Origin of the sequence: Gandjariella thermophila, from assembly GCF_005405885.1 — a bacterium.
GTDB lineage: Bacteria > Actinomycetota > Actinomycetes > Mycobacteriales > Pseudonocardiaceae > Gandjariella > Gandjariella thermophila.
In genome coordinates this window covers 1-14,760 of sequence record NZ_BJFL01000040.1, presented here as the reverse complement: position 1 = coordinate 14,760, position 14,760 = coordinate 1, and the positions used below count along the sequence as shown (strand labels likewise).

Annotated in this window: 15 protein-coding genes and 2 pseudogenes; 4 read left to right on the top strand and 13 right to left on the bottom strand. The window is 69.3% G+C overall.

The annotated features are described in order from the left end of the window. Nucleotides 1-150: 150 nt before the first annotated feature. The 4 genes and pseudogenes from FFT21_RS30580 to FFT21_RS24595 form a co-directional block, all read right to left on the bottom strand. Nucleotides 151-366, bottom strand: a complete 216-nt coding sequence (locus tag FFT21_RS30580; protein WP_225978727.1) for a hypothetical protein — start codon at nucleotides 364-366, stop codon at nucleotides 151-153. Nucleotides 367-421: 55 nt separating this feature from the next. After that, nucleotides 422-715: pseudogene (locus tag FFT21_RS30575) on the bottom strand (PfkB family carbohydrate kinase); the annotation flags it as partial. A gap of 124 nt (nucleotides 716-839) precedes the next feature. Then, on the bottom strand, nucleotides 840-1,487 hold the full coding sequence (locus tag FFT21_RS24600; protein WP_137816309.1) for a bifunctional 4-hydroxy-2-oxoglutarate aldolase/2-dehydro-3-deoxy-phosphogluconate aldolase: 648 nt from the start codon (nucleotides 1,485-1,487) through the stop codon (nucleotides 840-842). Between the two features lie 76 nt (nucleotides 1,488-1,563). After that, entirely contained in the window at nucleotides 1,564-3,174 is a 1,611-nt protein-coding gene (locus FFT21_RS24595; RefSeq protein ID WP_137816308.1) for an L-lactate permease, read from the bottom strand. Between the two features lie 266 nt (nucleotides 3,175-3,440). Here FFT21_RS24595 and FFT21_RS30015 point away from each other — a divergent pair, with 266 nt between their 5' ends. Next, nucleotides 3,441-3,974 carry a DUF3761 domain-containing protein gene (locus tag FFT21_RS30015; RefSeq protein WP_225978719.1) on the top strand — a complete coding sequence of 178 codons (534 nt, stop codon included), beginning with the start codon at nucleotides 3,441-3,443 and terminating at the stop codon, nucleotides 3,972-3,974. Between the two features lie 35 nt (nucleotides 3,975-4,009). Next, nucleotides 4,010-4,660 carry a hypothetical protein gene (locus FFT21_RS24585; protein WP_137816307.1) on the top strand — a complete coding sequence of 217 codons (651 nt, stop codon included), beginning with the start codon at nucleotides 4,010-4,012 and terminating at the stop codon, nucleotides 4,658-4,660. A gap of 59 nt (nucleotides 4,661-4,719) precedes the next feature. Here the strand turns inward: FFT21_RS24585 and FFT21_RS24580 are convergent, their stop codons facing one another. From FFT21_RS24580 to FFT21_RS24545, 9 genes and pseudogenes are all read right to left on the bottom strand, one after another. Beyond that, a complete protein-coding gene (locus FFT21_RS24580; RefSeq protein WP_137816306.1) occupies nucleotides 4,720-4,923 on the bottom strand; it encodes a hypothetical protein in 204 nt (67 codons plus the stop codon). 78 nt (nucleotides 4,924-5,001) lie between these two features. Then, nucleotides 5,002-5,727 carry a M48 family metallopeptidase gene (locus tag FFT21_RS24575; RefSeq protein ID WP_137816329.1) on the bottom strand — a complete coding sequence of 242 codons (726 nt, stop codon included), beginning with the start codon at nucleotides 5,725-5,727 and terminating at the stop codon, nucleotides 5,002-5,004. Next, on the bottom strand, nucleotides 5,727-6,914 hold the full coding sequence (locus FFT21_RS30010; protein WP_225978718.1) for a type I restriction enzyme subunit R domain-containing protein: 1,188 nt from the start codon (nucleotides 6,912-6,914) through the stop codon (nucleotides 5,727-5,729). Before FFT21_RS30010 ends, FFT21_RS24575 begins: the two co-directional genes overlap by 1 nt. Nucleotides 6,915-6,981: 67 nt before the next feature. Further along, complete coding sequence (locus tag FFT21_RS30005) at nucleotides 6,982-8,799, bottom strand: type I restriction endonuclease subunit R (protein ID WP_371856857.1); 1,818 nt, start codon at nucleotides 8,797-8,799, stop codon at nucleotides 6,982-6,984. A gap of 365 nt (nucleotides 8,800-9,164) precedes the next feature. Next, nucleotides 9,165-10,556, bottom strand: a pseudogene (locus FFT21_RS24565) (type I restriction-modification system subunit M); the annotation flags it as partial. Nucleotides 10,557-10,635: 79 nt separating this feature from the next. Then, the gene (locus FFT21_RS24560; protein WP_137816305.1) at nucleotides 10,636-11,250 is read right to left on the bottom strand and encodes a hypothetical protein; all 615 of its coding nucleotides are present in this window, start codon (nucleotides 11,248-11,250) and stop codon (nucleotides 10,636-10,638) included. Nucleotides 11,251-11,566: 316 nt separating this feature from the next. Next, on the bottom strand, nucleotides 11,567-11,917 hold the full coding sequence (locus tag FFT21_RS24555) for a DUF6416 domain-containing protein (RefSeq protein ID WP_137816304.1): 351 nt from the start codon (nucleotides 11,915-11,917) through the stop codon (nucleotides 11,567-11,569). Between the two features lie 213 nt (nucleotides 11,918-12,130). Continuing rightward, nucleotides 12,131-12,304 carry a DUF397 domain-containing protein gene (locus tag FFT21_RS24550; protein ID WP_137816303.1) on the bottom strand — a complete coding sequence of 58 codons (174 nt, stop codon included), beginning with the start codon at nucleotides 12,302-12,304 and terminating at the stop codon, nucleotides 12,131-12,133. Then, the gene (locus tag FFT21_RS24545) at nucleotides 12,301-13,119 is read right to left on the bottom strand and encodes a helix-turn-helix domain-containing protein (RefSeq protein ID WP_307722959.1); all 819 of its coding nucleotides are present in this window, start codon (nucleotides 13,117-13,119) and stop codon (nucleotides 12,301-12,303) included. The genes FFT21_RS24550 and FFT21_RS24545 overlap by 4 nt, the downstream gene beginning before the upstream one ends. Before the next feature lie 252 nt (nucleotides 13,120-13,371). Between FFT21_RS24545 and FFT21_RS24540 the strand changes: the two genes are divergently transcribed. After that, nucleotides 13,372-13,584 carry a hypothetical protein gene (locus tag FFT21_RS24540; protein WP_137816301.1) on the top strand — a complete coding sequence of 71 codons (213 nt, stop codon included), beginning with the start codon at nucleotides 13,372-13,374 and terminating at the stop codon, nucleotides 13,582-13,584. 5 nt (nucleotides 13,585-13,589) lie between these two features. Then, a complete protein-coding gene (locus FFT21_RS24535) occupies nucleotides 13,590-13,805 on the top strand; it encodes an HC3 family zinc finger protein (RefSeq protein ID WP_137816300.1) in 216 nt (71 codons plus the stop codon). Nucleotides 13,806-14,760: the final 955 nt, after the last annotated feature.

The window sequence follows — 14,760 nt, the reverse complement described above, 5'->3', positions numbered from 1 at the left end:
GAGTAGCACCTTTGGCCGAGGACAGGGATGCTAGCCGGAGCAACCGGGGCCGCGGGCCATGTTTCCCGGTTCCGTAACACGGTTTCTCGTCGCGTAGCACGGCCGTGCCATCGGCGAAACGTCGCCGACACGAGCGGCCGCCCGGTGGGATCAGCGGGTGACGTCCGCGGCGCCGGTCGCGGCCAGTTCCGCGCGGTCGGGCAGGCCCTCCCAGTCGCCGGCGGCGGCCACCGCGAACGCGCCGGCCGCGGCAGCCGCGTCCAGACGGTCCTCGACCGGCGCGCCCGCGAGGAACTCGGCGAGGTAGGCGGCGGCGTCCGGCTCCCACAGCGCGCGCCGGTAGTTGACGTCCAGCGAGATCGGCACCCCCGGCGGCGCGGGCGGCGTCCACCGCCGCGTACACCGCGGCGCGGGCCGTGTCGCTGAGCGCCGGGGTGATCCCGGTCAGGTGCACGATCCCGGCGGAGCGCACCAACTCGGCGTCGACGTCGTCCGGGCACAGCCGGGAGCCGGCGCTGCCGGACCGGTAGTAGACGACCCGGGTGGCGGTGGCGGTGCGCCGCTCCTTGACCATCAGCCCGGTGCGGGCCGCGGCGTCCACCACGACGTGATCCACGGACACCCCCTCGCCGGCCAGGGTGGCCCGGACCAGTTGGCCGAACTCGTCGTCGCCGACCCGGCCCACCCAGGCGGCGCGGCCGCCGAGCCGGCGCACCCCGATGGCCACCGTCGACTCCGCGCCGGCCACGCCGAGGTCGAGGATGGGGGCGTGGCGCAGCCGCCCGACGCCGGGGGGGACAGCACGGCCATGGTCTCGCCGAGGGTGACCAGCGGCCGGGTCACGGGGCGCCGCCCAGCGCGGCGAGCACGGTGCGGGCCCTCTCGCGCAGCCCGGCGAGGCTGCCGCCGTGCAGCGCGTCGCCGAGCAGCGGGCCGCCCATGCCCACCGCGAGCGCCCCGGCGGCCAGGTAGTCCGCCGCCTGCTCGACGGTCACCCCGCCAGTGGGGATCAGCGCCACGTCGTCCAGCGGGGCACGTAGCTCGCGGATGTAGCAGGGGCCGCCGAGGCCGGCCGGGAACACCTTGACCGCGCTGGCGCCGAGGTCCCAGGCGGTCAGCACCTCGGTCGCGGTGAACGCGCCCGGGTAGTAGGCCAGGCCGTGCCGGTGGACCTCGGCGGCGACCCTCGGGTCGGTGCCCGGGGTGACCACGAACCGCGCGCCGGCCTCGGCGGCCGGGCCGACCTGGTCGGCGCGCCGCACCGTGCCCACGCCGACCTCGGCGGCGGAGCCGTGCCGCTCCGTGGCGCGGCGCACCGCCTCCAGCGCGCCCGGCGTGTTCATGGTGATCTCCAGGCAGCGCACGCCGCACTCCACGAGCGCGTCCACCACCGTGTCCAGGTGGTCGGCGCCGCGGCCGCGCAGGATCGCCAACACCCGCGTGCCGGTCAGCGCCTCCCCGGGCGGAACCCGTTGCGGTCCCGTCATTCTCGTCGCAGGCATGATGCCCGAAGGGTAACCTCCGGCCGGGCCGCGGCCACGGTGTCGGTGGCCGCCACGGATCTCACAGCCGCACGGCGGCGGGCAGCACGAAGTAGAACAGCACGCCGACGCCGATCAGGTAGAGAAGGATGATCAGCGTCCAGCCCATGTTGTAGCGGATGACCTGACCCTCGTTGCGGACGAAGCGGGTGGTGGCCACGCCCACGCTGGCGGTCTGCGGCGCCACCGGCTTGCCCACCTCGGATCCGACCGAGTTCAGCGACGGGAACAGCAGCACGGGCGCGCCGAGCAGCCGGCCGACGGCGAGCTGGAACTGGCCGAACACCGCGTTGGCCGAGGTGTTGCTGCCGGAGAGCGCGACCGCGATCCAGCCCAGGATCGGCGCGAGGATCACGTACCCCGTGCCCACCTTGGCGAAGCCGTTGGCCATGGAGTTGGCCATACCGGAGAAGTTGAACGACTCGGCGAGCCCGAAGATCAGCGGTCCGACGAGCAGCGCGCCCCACATCTGCCGCACGGTGTTGCCGAACACGGTGCGCAGTTGCTCGCCGTTGGGCCGCAGGTAGGCGGCGATGAGCAGCCAGCTGACCAGGATCGCGGTACCGGCGACGAACGGCGCGAACTTCCACGACGTGGACACCGCCGCGTGGCTCAGCGAGGACAGCGCCTTCACCGCCGGCGCGAACGGCGTGTACTTGGGCAGCGGCGACCACGGCCCCGTCCACGCGACCACCACGACCACCAGGATCAGGAACGGCAGCAGGCCACGCCAGGCGGCGCGGGTGGACCGGTTGGAGTTCGAACCGTCCACAACGGACTCCGCAGGCGTGATCTCCCGGCCACCGTAGCCCAGGGTGACCGAGGGGCGCCAGAATCGCAGCAGGAGCAGCAGCGCGCCGAAGCACACCAGCGAGCCGATGATGTCCGGCAGGTACGGGCCGAGCCACTGCGAGGTGGGGTACTGGCCGAGGATGTAGCCCAGCGAGCCGACGATCGCCAGCGGCCACCCGGTTCGCAATCCGCGCCGGCCACTGACCAGGTAGATGAGGATCCACGGCGGGGCGAGCGCGAGGACGGCGACGATCTTGCCGATGGACGCGGACAGCGCGAGCAGCGGCAGCCCGGTCACCGCGGCAAGCCCGATGATCGGGGCGCCGAGCGCACCGTAGGACACCGGGGCGTTGTTGGCCAGCGCGGCCACCCGGATCGCGGCCAGGTCGGCGATGCCGAACGCGATGAGTACCGGCGCCACCACGGCCCACGGGTAGCCGAACCCGACCAGGCCCTCGAGCAGCGCGCCGAACGCCCAGGCGATGAGGATCGTCTGTACCCGGATGTCCGCAGTGGCCTGGTTGACCAGCCAGTTCTTGAAAGCGTCGAACGCGCCGGTCACCACCATGGTGTGGTAGATGACCACGCCCCAGAACACGATCCAGTCGATCGACCAGAACCCGGTCCCCGCGCCGAGCCCGTAGGCGGTGAGCACCTGCCCGGCGGGCGCATGCCAGACGAAAATCGCCTCGATCACGGTGACCACCCCGCCGACGATCACCGCCTGCCACGCGGACAGCCGGAACAGGGCCAGCGCGACCAGCAACACCGCCACCGGCACCAGCGCGAGCAGGGTGCTGCCCAGCACGCTGTGCACGGGGTCGAGGATCTGCGTGAACATGGCACCCTCCCCGGCCGACACCGTTGTCCGAGCACGGAGGAACCGCCGCGGTTCGTCTGCACCTGAGGCTACACAGTTGTGCGCTCAATCACACCTGCGGCGAGAGGTCCGGAGAGTGAGCGCTACCGCCCGCCAGGGGCGGTCAGGTCACGCCGAACGGGTGAATTCCGGCCGCTGTGCTAACCAACGGTGACCCGCCGCGATGTATCCGATCGCCCGGTCACTCACTCCAGCGCCGGAGACCCGCGAGAGGTCCCTTCCCTTCCATGAACCGTGCCTGGCTTCGCCGCCTCAGCCTCGCCCGCCACGCCGCCCGCCACCCGTCTGGTGCGCGCCGGGCGCTCCCCGGCCGCCACCTGCTCGCGGTGGCCGGCGCCGTCCTGCTCGGTGGCGCCGCGGTCGCCGGCTGCCAGCCGGCGACCGCGGTGCCGACCCCGCCGCCGGTCACGTCCAGCCCGTCCGCCGCCTCGATCTGGACGGCGACGTCGACGACGACCGCGCCGGCCACGACGACCACCACCGCACTGCTGCTACCGCCGCCACCACCACCGGCGCCCGAGACCACCCACGCCCTCCCGCCGCGCACCACCCAGGCGGCGCCCCCGCCGGTGAACTCCGGCGGAACCGCCTGCGGCGCGGACTCCTACGTCAACTCCGACGGCAACTGCGTGCACCGGCCGGTGCAGGCACCGGCTCCGCCCGCCGGCGCCACCGCCCGCTGCCGGGACGGCAGCTACAGCTTCAGCCAGCACCGCAGCGGCACCTGCTCCGGCCACGGCGGCGTCGCCGAGTGGCTGTAGACCCCTGCGACAACCCGATGGAAAGGACGAGTCCCATGCCCCCTACGGCGGGCGCCGTGCGCCGTCACGTGATACGCGCCTGGAGTACCTGGTACTTCCTGGTGCCCATCGTGACGGTAGGCCTGTTCGCCTTCGTGCCGTTCGTGCATGCGGCGGTCCGGTTGCGCCGGCGCCGCGTGCGGTGGCTCGCGGCTCTCTACGGAGCGTTCACCGCGCTGCTCTTCGTCTCCGTCGCGGTTGCTCCTCCCGTCACGCTCGGCGCGATCGCCGTCACGGTGGCGGCCTGCGTGCAACTCGTGCCGTTGCGGCGGGCGGTGTACGGGGTGGAACCAGCGGCCCCCGCTGACATCGACCCGGCGGTGGCCGCGGTCATGCGAGCCCGTGAGCGTCGGCGGAAGGCGCGCGAGCTGGTCGAGCAGGACCCCCTGCTGGCCCGCGAACTCCACATCGGCCGGCCCGACCTGCCCGGCGACTACGACGACGGCGGGTTGGTGGACCTCAACGCGGCCCCGGCCGAGGCGATCGCGCGTGCCTGCGAGATCGGCGTCGACCAGGCGCACCAGATCGTCGCCGTGCGGGACGGCGCCGGTGGTCTGAACGGCGTGTCGGATCTGTACCTGCACCTCGATCTCCCGCCCGGTGCCTGGGACCGCATCCGCGACCGGGCGATCGTCCTGCCGAAGTAGCCAGTCGAGCCGCCGCCCACATTGCTCGGTGGTTGGCTGGCCGGCGCGTCACCGCAGGGTCAGCCCGGCTCGAACCCGACGCACTCGCGCACCGGCAGCCTGGGATACCGCGGCAGCCGCTCGTCCCAGGCGGCCCGGGTGCAGCGCAGGTAGGCGGTGCCCTTCCGAGTCTCGTTCACCTTCGCGTGCCGGCACCGTCCACACAGCCCCGGCTCCGCCCCAAGCTTCGACCAGCCCTCGTTCCCCGCCACGCCGTCCGCCATGCCCTCATCATGCGGCACCGTCCCGCCGGAGCCAGCGCTTCGGTGTCCGGAGCGGTCGGACACCATGGACCGCTCCGCTCATCCGAGCCACAGGCGGGCGCCGGCTCGGGCAAGTCTCGCCTTGCGGTGTTCGTAGTCGGGCATGGCACGCTCGACGGTGGACCAGAAGGCCGGGGTGTGGCGTGGCTCGTCGATGTGCGCGATCTCGTGCACGATCACGTAGTCGAGCAGACTCAGCGGGAGCTGCATGGTCGCCCAGTGCACGTTGAGCCGGCTGTTCTTGCCGAGCGACCCCCAGCGATAGCCGAGGTCGCGGACGTCCAAGCCGTCAGGTCGCAGGCCCATCCGTTCGGTCCACGGGCGGATTCGCTGCGGCAACCATGCCAGGGCACGGCGCCGATACCAAAGGATCAGCGCCTCAGCGCCGCCGCCCGCCTCGGCCACAGTCCGTGGCATGCGCAAGCGGCCTCGTGCGAGCTTCACCTCGCCAGAGGTGTCGTCGGTGAGCAGCAGCCGGTAATGCCGGCCGAGGTAGTCGAACCCCTCGCCGGACACGAACTCCTTCCGCACGGGCGGCGCGAGCAGGAGGTCTTTGTCGGCGAGCTTGCGGTAGACCCACATCCGCTTGCCCCGCGCCCAGCGCGACAGGACGTCCGGGTCGCACCCGGTGGGTGCGTGCAGCAGCAATGAGCCGTCCCGGTCCACGGTGATGCCGACCGTCCGCCGGGCCGACGACTCTCGAACGGCGAAGTCAAGGTCGCCGATCGTGATGCGCTCGGGCAGTGTGGTGGCTGGGCTGGCCATCACCGCATAGCCAAGCGCATCCGGTTCGCCTTGGCCAACTCGACCACCCGTCCGGCGATCTCCGGCAGCCGCTCCCACTCGAACAGCTCCTCGCCGTCGACCTGCTGGCCGTCCAGCTTTCGCACCACGGCCTTGTGCAGCGCTTCCTGGGCGTAGGCGTTCTCCCAGAATCCGACCACCGAGATGTCGTCCTTGATCCGCCGGACGAGGTCGACCGTGATCTGTCGCAGTGCGTGGTCGGCGTTGGCCGCCACGGGCGTGCCGTGGCGTTGCATTTCCTGCTTGAGGAGACCGTAGAAAGGCGCCTCGGTGTGCGGGTCGAGTCCGCTGTCGTCGGCCTGGCGGCCGGCGCGCACCTTGGGCAGGAAGTCCCTGAGCGCGTCGGCGAGCTGCTCCCACTGGCCCTCGAATGTGGTGAGGATGTGTTCCAGGCGCTCGGACAGCGACTCGTAGTGCTCCGGGTCCTCATCCAGGTGCTCGCGGATGTGGTGCCGGATGGCGTGCTCCATTTCCGACGCCTTGGCCCGGTCGGAGGTGAGCGCGGCGACCTTGGCGTCGAAGTCCGGAGCGGTGATGGACACCGGTGGGATCTTGGTCCGAACATCCAGCGCGATCACGTGGTCGTCGATGAGTTGCCGCACCTTGGCCCCGTACAGCGAGACGTCGAAGCCGTCCGGGTCGTCGCGGTAGCGCCGGTTGGCCTTGAAGCGAATGTGGCCGAGGACCTTGTGTGGTCGCACGTAGGGCAGTGCCTCCGGGCGGGGCAGGACGATTTCCAGGCTGTCGGAGAACAGCTTGAACGCCGCCTCGAATTCGGCACGCAACCGCTCATCGGCCAGGATCTCGACGCAGGCATCGACATCACTGTCGCTGTCGAAGCGTTCGATGCCGTGCCGCAGGAACACGTTGCGCACGCGCTGGTACCGGTCGGCGAGCAACGGCACCTGGTCGGCGACGCTGGTCAGCGCGCCGGCCACGTCCTCGCTGGAGTACGCCGCGAGCGCGACCTTGAGGTGCTCGGCCACGCCGTAGTAGTCGACGACATACCCGGCCTTCTTGTTGGCGGCTGTCCGGTTGACCCGGGCGATCGCCTGGAGCAGTTCCGCCTCCTTGATGTGCCGGTCCAGGTAGAGCACCTGCTCGACGGGCGCGTCGAAACCGGTGAGCAGCATGGACTTGACGATCACGAATGCCAGCGGGCTGGTCTTCGCCGGGTCGTCGTCGGGCGTGGCGGGGAGCGGCTTGACGAAGTCGTCAACGACCGCACGCGTCGCTCGTCCACTCCGCCAGGTGTGTCTTGTCGTTGTGCGTTCCGGAGATGACCGGCGCGAAGTCGAGCCGGGCAATGAGCCACCGGTGCCGGTAGGCGCGCACGAGCCTGGCCTGGTGCGCGGGCATACTGTCGACCCGGTCGAAGGCCTCCGTCGTCCGCAGTGCGGCGTCGAGCGCGTCCAGCTCGGCGAGCAGGTCGTCCCGGGCATGCCGCAGACCGATGCGGTACCGCACGGCGGCTTCCCGACTCACGGCGACCACCTGCGCCTTGAACCGGTTGGGCAGCACCACGTCCACGTAGTGCCGGAGCATGTCGCGGGCCTTCCGGTCGATCAGCTTCGGCGCCTCCAACACGTTGTTCTTGGTGCCCCATCGCTGCTGGATCTGCTTCCGCTGCTCGGGGGTCTGCTCCTCGAACATGTCCTCGAACAGCTCGTCCAGCCCGCTGCCGTCACGGACCGCCGCCTTGGTGGTGCGCCCCTCGTAGAGGATCGGCACGGTGGCGCCGTCCTCTTCGGACTCCTTGATCGTGTACTTGTCGATGTACACGCCAAAGATGGTGGTGGTCTGTTTCCTCTTGCCCATGATGATCGGTGTGCCGGTGAACCCGATCAGGGCCGCGTTGGGCAGGGCTTCGCGCAGGCTGGCGTGCAGGGCGCTGCTCTGGCTGCGGTGCGCCTCGTCGACGAGCACGACGATCCGGGTGTCGGCGTTGAGTTCACCGAGTGTCTTCATCGCCTTGGCCAGCTCGGATTCGGTGGTGCCGCCGGTGTCGTCACCGTCGTCGGTGTCCCGGTACTTCTGGATCATGGCGAAGACCAGGTCCTTGCCCGGGCGGGCAAGGTACTCACGCACCTTCTTGACCTTCCGCGCGACGTGCACGGTCTCGTCGGTGAGTTCGGCTGTGCCGCTGAGCTGGCGCTGCAACTGCGTCCGGTCGGTGACCACGACGACCTTGAAGGACGTGAGTTCCGGGTGTGTTCGCATGACCCGGACCAGGAAGACCATGGTGAGGCTCTTGCCGGAGCCCTGGGTGTGCCAGATGACGCCGCCGCGGTGGTCATGCTCGCCGTCCTCCGGGCGCGTTTTCCCGTTCACCAGCCGGGTGACCGCCCGGCGGACCGCGCGGTACTGCTGGTACCGCGCGACGACCTTGACCACCCGCCCGTTGGCCTCCATGAACAGGGTGAAGTGCCGGATCAGGTCGAGCAGGTGCGCGGGGCGCAGCATCCCGGCGACCAGGACTTCCTGTTTGGACAGCTCGGCGGGGTCGGCTCGCCCACATTCGCTGGCCACCTGCTGCGGCGTTCCGGGTTCGACCGTCTTCCACTCGGCGAAGTGCTCCGGACCGGACGTGAACGTCCCCACGCGAGCGTCGTCGAAGCTGGTGGCAATGACCACCTGGTTGGTGTGGAAGAGGCGTTCGCTGCCCTCCGGGATGCCGCCCTGCGTGCGCTGGTTGGCGTAGCGGCGGAGCTGGTCGATGGCGTGCGCGATGGGGTCGACGGTGTGCGGCGCTTTGGCCTCGATCACCACGAGCGGGAGACCGTTGACGAACAGCACCACGTCGGGGCGGATGGCCCGGTGGCCCTGCCCGCCCGGCAGCTCCACCCGGAACTGGTTCATCACGACGAAGTCGTTGCGTTCCGGATGGTCCCAGTCGATGTAGTCGACGCGCCGGCCGCGCTGGCTGTCGTCACCGTCCGGGGCGTCCACGTGTGTGCCGGTGAGCAACAGGTCGGTGACCTCGCGGTTGATCTCGACCAGACTGGTCGCCCTCGGTCGCCGCAGCGCGGCCACGGCCTGCGCGATCCGTCCAGGAAGCTGTCCAGCAGCTCGCGGCGGGTGGCCATGAGTCTCTTGGTCTCCGGCAACTGGACGAGCAGCCGGGAGTGCTCGCCCCACCATTTGTCCAAAGCCGACCGCAGCTCGGTCTCTTTGGCCTGCACACCTGGGTGCGCGGCAACGAGATCCTTGAATGGCGACTTGTCCGCGCCGTCGGCGAAGTCGAAATAGTCCTCGTCCCGGTCCACGAACACCTGCTCGGTGGTGAACCCATGGGCGGCGAACAGGTCGGCCTTGGCTTCGACCTCGCGGCGGGGCACGCCACCGTGCAGGTGAGCGCGGACGTCGTGCGGCTCGGGCGGCGGGGCATTGTCGGCGTAGCGGCGAATGTTGAGGTTGTCGTCGTTCTCCCGGAGTTCCTCGCGGGTGACGACCTTGGCGTAGCCGGGAATGTCGGCGAAATCGTGGTAGGCGGCCACGATCTTCTCGTAGTGCTCGGGCAGCAGGTGGTTCTGCGCTCGCCCGGCCGAGAACTCGCGGTCGGCGTTGATGAACAGCACCTTGCCCCGGCGTTCCGGCGGCTTGCTTCCCGGCGCCCGCAGCACCAGCACGCACGCCGGAATACCGGTGCCGTAGAAGAGGTTCGGGGCGAGGCCGATGACGGCCTCGATGATGTCCTCGTCCAGCATCCTGGCGCGGATGTCCCGCTCGGCGCCGCTGCGGAACAGCACGCCGTGCGGCATGACCGTGGCGGCGATGCCGTTGTGCTTGAGCACCGAAACCATGTGCTGCACGAACATCAGGTCGGCCTTCTTGCCGCCCTCCGGCGCCCAACCCCAGCGGAACCGGTGCTCGTGCCGCATGCCGTCGCGGCTGTAGTTCAGTGAGAACGGCGGATTGGACAGCACCCGGTCGAACTTCTTCAGCTCGCCGCCCTGCACGTGCTGCGGCTCGGCCAGCGTGTCGCCGAGTTCGATGCCGGCGTCGTAGATGCCGTGCAGCAGCATGTTCAGCCGGCAGGTGGCCCAGGTGCCGCCGTTGGATTCCTGCCCGTGCAGCCGGAGGTTCCGCGTGTTGCCGCCGTGTTCCTCGACGTACTCCTTGGAGAGGATCAACATACCGCCGGAGCCGGCACACGGGTCGTAGATCTCCATGCCCTCCTTCGGCTCCACCAGCCGCACCATCATCCGCACCACCGAGCGCGGCGTGTAGAACTCGCCGCCCTTCTTCCCCGCCGAGTCGGCGAACTCGCCGATCAGGTACTCGTATGCGGCACCGAGCAGGTCGGGGAACTCGAAGTCCTCGTTGCGCAGCCGGTACTTGGAGAAGTGCCGGATGAGGTCGCGCAACTGCTTGTCGGTCAGCCGGGTGCGGTTGCCGATCGTGGCGGCGAAGTTGATGTGGTGGAACACGCCGTCCAGCGCCGAGTTCTTCTCCTCCAGCGCGGCCAGCGCCTTGTTCAGCTCGTCGCCGACGTTGTGGTGGATGTCGTCCCGAAGGTAGTCCCAGCGGGCGGTGGGCGGCACGAAGAAGGTCTTCTCGTAGTAGTGCGGCGAGTCCGCGCGCAGCTTCGCCCGGTGCGGCTCCATGCCCTCCGCGACGAGCTGCTCGACCACCCGAGCGTGGGCGACCTCGAACTCGTCCGAAGCACGCTTCAGGAACAGCATCCCGAAGATGTACTCCTTGAACTCCGAGGCATCCATCTTGCCGCGGAGGATGTCCGCCGCGGCGAACAGGTGCCGCTCCAACTGCGGCAACGTTAACTTGCGCACTCCGTCCCGTCCTTGTCTGTCTCGGCCGTCCCAGCAGGTTACGACCCGACCCCGACGCCCGATCGGTGGTCTCCCGCCGTCACGCGTCGGGCACGGTGACCAGCGCGGCCTCCTCGTTGCGCCGGCGCACCCGGCCGCGCAGAGCGGACACCGAGGTATATACCTCGAAGCCCAGTTCCTCCAGACGGGCCAGGTTGGCGGCATCCTCGTCCAGTTCGAGGACGACCGGGGCACCCTGACCTGGCTGCAGCCCGTCCGGCCAGAACGCCTCCGCCACGGCGAGCACGGCTCCGGTCTCCGGGTCGGCGATCTCGCTGTCGATCAGCGGTTCGACGCATCCCCACTCGACAAGCTGGTCGATGTTCGCCGCGTCGGCCAGCAGCCTGCGCCGGGCGGCCAGGAAGTCGGGGTACCGCTCCGGCGTCCACAGGTCCGGGTCGGTCGGGATCCACTGGGACTCCAGCGCACCCGGGTACTTGGCCTGCACCTCGGCCAGGTAGTCCTGCGGGTTCTTCTTGCCGATGGCCAGGTTGGTGTTCTGGGTGAGGAAGCAGAAGTTGGCCACGGCGTTGACCTCGCCGCGGCCGTAGCCGTGCGCGTTGAGCACGGCCTTCGGGAAGATGTGATGCACCTGCAGGGTGGCCAGCGGGCCCAGCATGTTGTTGTGCAGCGGCAGGCCGGTGCCCAGGTCCATCGCGTTCCACACCCTGGTGAGCAGGTAGAGCAGCGGGTAGAAGCGGGCGCCTCGGGTGGCGACGTCGAAGTCCTCTTCCGCACGGTCAGGCTGCCGCCGCGCCAGCGCTCCAGGGACCTGATCAGGCCGTCGATGCCGCCACGCGCCGCCGTCTCGTAGTCCTGGGCGAGCACGGTCTCGGTGGACCCGGCGAACCGACCCCACAGGGCGGCGTGCACGTACCAGTACAGCGTGCGGTCACGGTCGAGCGCGTCCCGGAACGCGCCGCCGTTGAGGTGGAGGTAGCGGCTCACCACGGGGATGGCGTAGCGGCCCATCAGCACGCGGTCGTGGTCGAGTCCGAGCTTTCCCTGCACCACACCGAGGAAGGTCTCCACGGGTAACGGCGTCCGCTTGCCCGGTGCGCTCGGTGGATGCCGCTGAGCGCGCCCGCGACCGAACTGGCACCCGTGAAGGTGTCCGGGGCGAGTTGGCACAGCTCGTCCACGCTGAGTTGCCTGCCGGGGCGGTCGATGAGCAGGTCGAGGAAGACCTTGCCCTTCCCGTCCACGGACCGGTAGTAGGTCTCCGCCAGCGCGAGGTCCGTGCGCGGATCCCACTCGGGTGGCTCGCTGTGCCCCTCACGTCCGCTGTGCCGTTCCCACAGCGGGTCCTCATCATTGAGCATGATTCCCTTCCTGCCGGCCTATACGGCAATGTCACGCGCGAGCGGGAGTACCGCCGCGTGGTCAGCGGTCGACGGCCCAGCTTGACGGCGCGCACGAACTCGGCCACGTGGACTGTGAGGGTGGGGCCGGTCGGGTTCTTCGAGTTCCGGAGGACGTCGAGGTCATGGCCCGCTGGCTCCCCGGACTGAAGCACCGGGGAGCCAGCCACAGGGTCAACGGTCGAACAAGCCCAGCTTCACGGCGCGTACGAACTCGGCGACGTCGACTCGGAGTGTGGGGCCGGTCAGGTTCTTCGAGTCCCTGATGCGATCGAGCGTCGCGGACAGCTCGATGCAAGCCCCCTCGTTCTGGCTCCGTGTGGATTTTCGCCAGCGTTGCTCGTTCATGGCGCCGCCTCCATTTGGTGAGCGATCTCGGCGATGAGTGCCGAGGATTCTTCCGGACTCCTTGCGATGCCCCGTAGCCTGTTGATCGCTTTCTTGTACGCTGCCACGTCGTGCTCGGTGGGCACGAACGCGCCGGAGCTGTAGTGCTCGAAATAAACCACCGGGGAGGAATCCGGGAACTCGAAGAGGATGAACGGACCAACCCAGCCGGGATGCCAGCCGACACCGCGTGGCACGACGCGGATCACGACGTTCGGACGTTCCCCCATCGCGTTCAGGTGCCGGAGTTGGTCCACCATGATGGCGGGCGAGCCGATCTGCTCGCGCAAGCCGGCCTCGTCGATCAGCGCCTCGAACTGCACCGGGTTGTTCACGCGGGTGATGACGTCACGGCGGCCGGCACTGATCATCACGCGAAGCTCGATGTCCTCCTGGGGCAGCCCGCTGCTCTCCTTGATGGTCCTCGTGTAGTCCGAGGTCTGCAACAAGCCGGGGATGCCCATCGGTATCCACTCGACAATCGAGGTCGCCGCACGCTCGCATTCGACAACACCGGCCAGTTGCTGCGGGATTCCCTCGATGCCGACCGTCAGCCAGTTGGGCTCGCGTACGTTGCGGGCAAGGTCGAGGATTCGTTCTCGTTCCTCCGGAGAGACGCGCACGGCGGTGAGGATCATCGCCACCGTCTCGACGTTCGGTATGCGGTGGCAGTTCTCCCACAGGGAAATGTTCGCGTCCGAGATTCCCAATAAGCGGCCGAGTTCGCGGACGCCGATTCCGCTGGCTTGTCGGGCCTCCCGCAGGGCAGCGCACAACGCCCTCGCTCGGGGCGATCGAGTGCTTGCACCCATGTAGCACATCCTAACGTCCGATTGGGGACACGATTAGCCCGATCAGAGCACTGGCCCTTCCGCTGCGCAAGCACCCAATCTGCTGACGTAGCGGCTCGAAGCCGCACAGATCACCAGCGCCAAGGAGGGGGACATGACAGCTCGGAACATGTTGGCAGTGCTGCATCTCGACACCACGGCCACACTCGCTCGGCGACGGCACCCGGCGGCGCGGCCATGACGCCCGAGGACCGCATCCTGCTCCTGTACATGCGGCAGGTGCAGTGGTGGATGGACGAGGCCGCGCTCGACATCCCACGCGACGCCTACAGCGTCGACGACCACGTCAAGCTCGCCGAGGCCATGGAGCAGCTCGCGCACGCCATCCGGCAACGTCTCCCGCTGCCGGCCGAACCCAAACCGGCACAGCGGCCCGAGATCACGGGGTAACGACGATGGCGTACCCCTTCCATTGGGTGCCGGCGGGGAACGCCAGGCACGCCACGCAGGACCCGCGACCACCGGACGGCTTCTCCGACGGAATGCCCGTCCACACCTTGTGCGGCGAAACGCTTCCCGCGTCCACCGATCTCTATGCCCGGTTCTGGGACACCTGCCTGGACTGTCACGCGGCGGCCCACCGACTCCTCGACGAACAGGTCCAGCCATGACAACGAGCGGCCACGTGCTCACGTCGGCGAACCAGCGGTTCGCCGGGACAGTACCCGCACTACCCCCGAACGGTGCGCGAATGACGGCCGCCGCTGCTCCCGGACCCGGGACCGGTCGGTGGATGCCCGGACTGTTCCGCCCGCTCCAGCACTGGATTCCGCCGGGCGCCCGCTGGCACTACTCCCCCATCGGTCCGGCCTACTACGCCGCCCCACCCTGCTACTCGCCGTGCGTCTCTCGCCCCGACATCGCGCATCTCTGGACGCAGTGGCGCCGCTGCCCGGTGTGCACCCAGGCCGGCGCACAGAGCACACCGGACTCGGGGTCTAGGCATGACACCCCTGCATCGTCGTGACCTCGGGCCTGCGCCACGCCGAGTCGCCATCACCGTGACCGCCGGGCACGAATGGCACGCGCCACGATGAGAACTGCGGCCGTCGTCGCGGCACCCCAAACAGTCAGCAGAACAGGCTTCGCCATAAGGCTATCTGCCGGCGGGGGCAAGACAATCACATTGAGAGCGGCACCGACGGGAACGACCAGGGCCGCGAGAACCCCACCCAGTCCAGGTCGCCGAATGGTGGCCCCTACCGCGCCGAGGGGCGCTCCCAACGCCAGGCTCCGCGCCCACCAGAAGTACACCTGACCCCACCAGAAGGACCCTTTGAGCAACAAGTTGATGCCGTAAAAGGTGAACGTGGCGACAAGAAGTGCGACACAACCCATGAGCGCGCCCGCCAATGTCCCTGCCGCCGGTCGCATATTCGTGCTCACCAACCAACCCACGAAGACCGCCGTCGCTGCCCACGCCCAACCGGAATCAAGTATCAGAGCGTTATTCAGAGCCCTTACCAGCCAAGTCGGTAGAACTCCAGTGCGGTGACGATTCGGATGACATTCGGAAGCTCGGCGAGGCGCCCTCGAAAGCCGGTGGCAAGTATCTTCCAGTTCTTG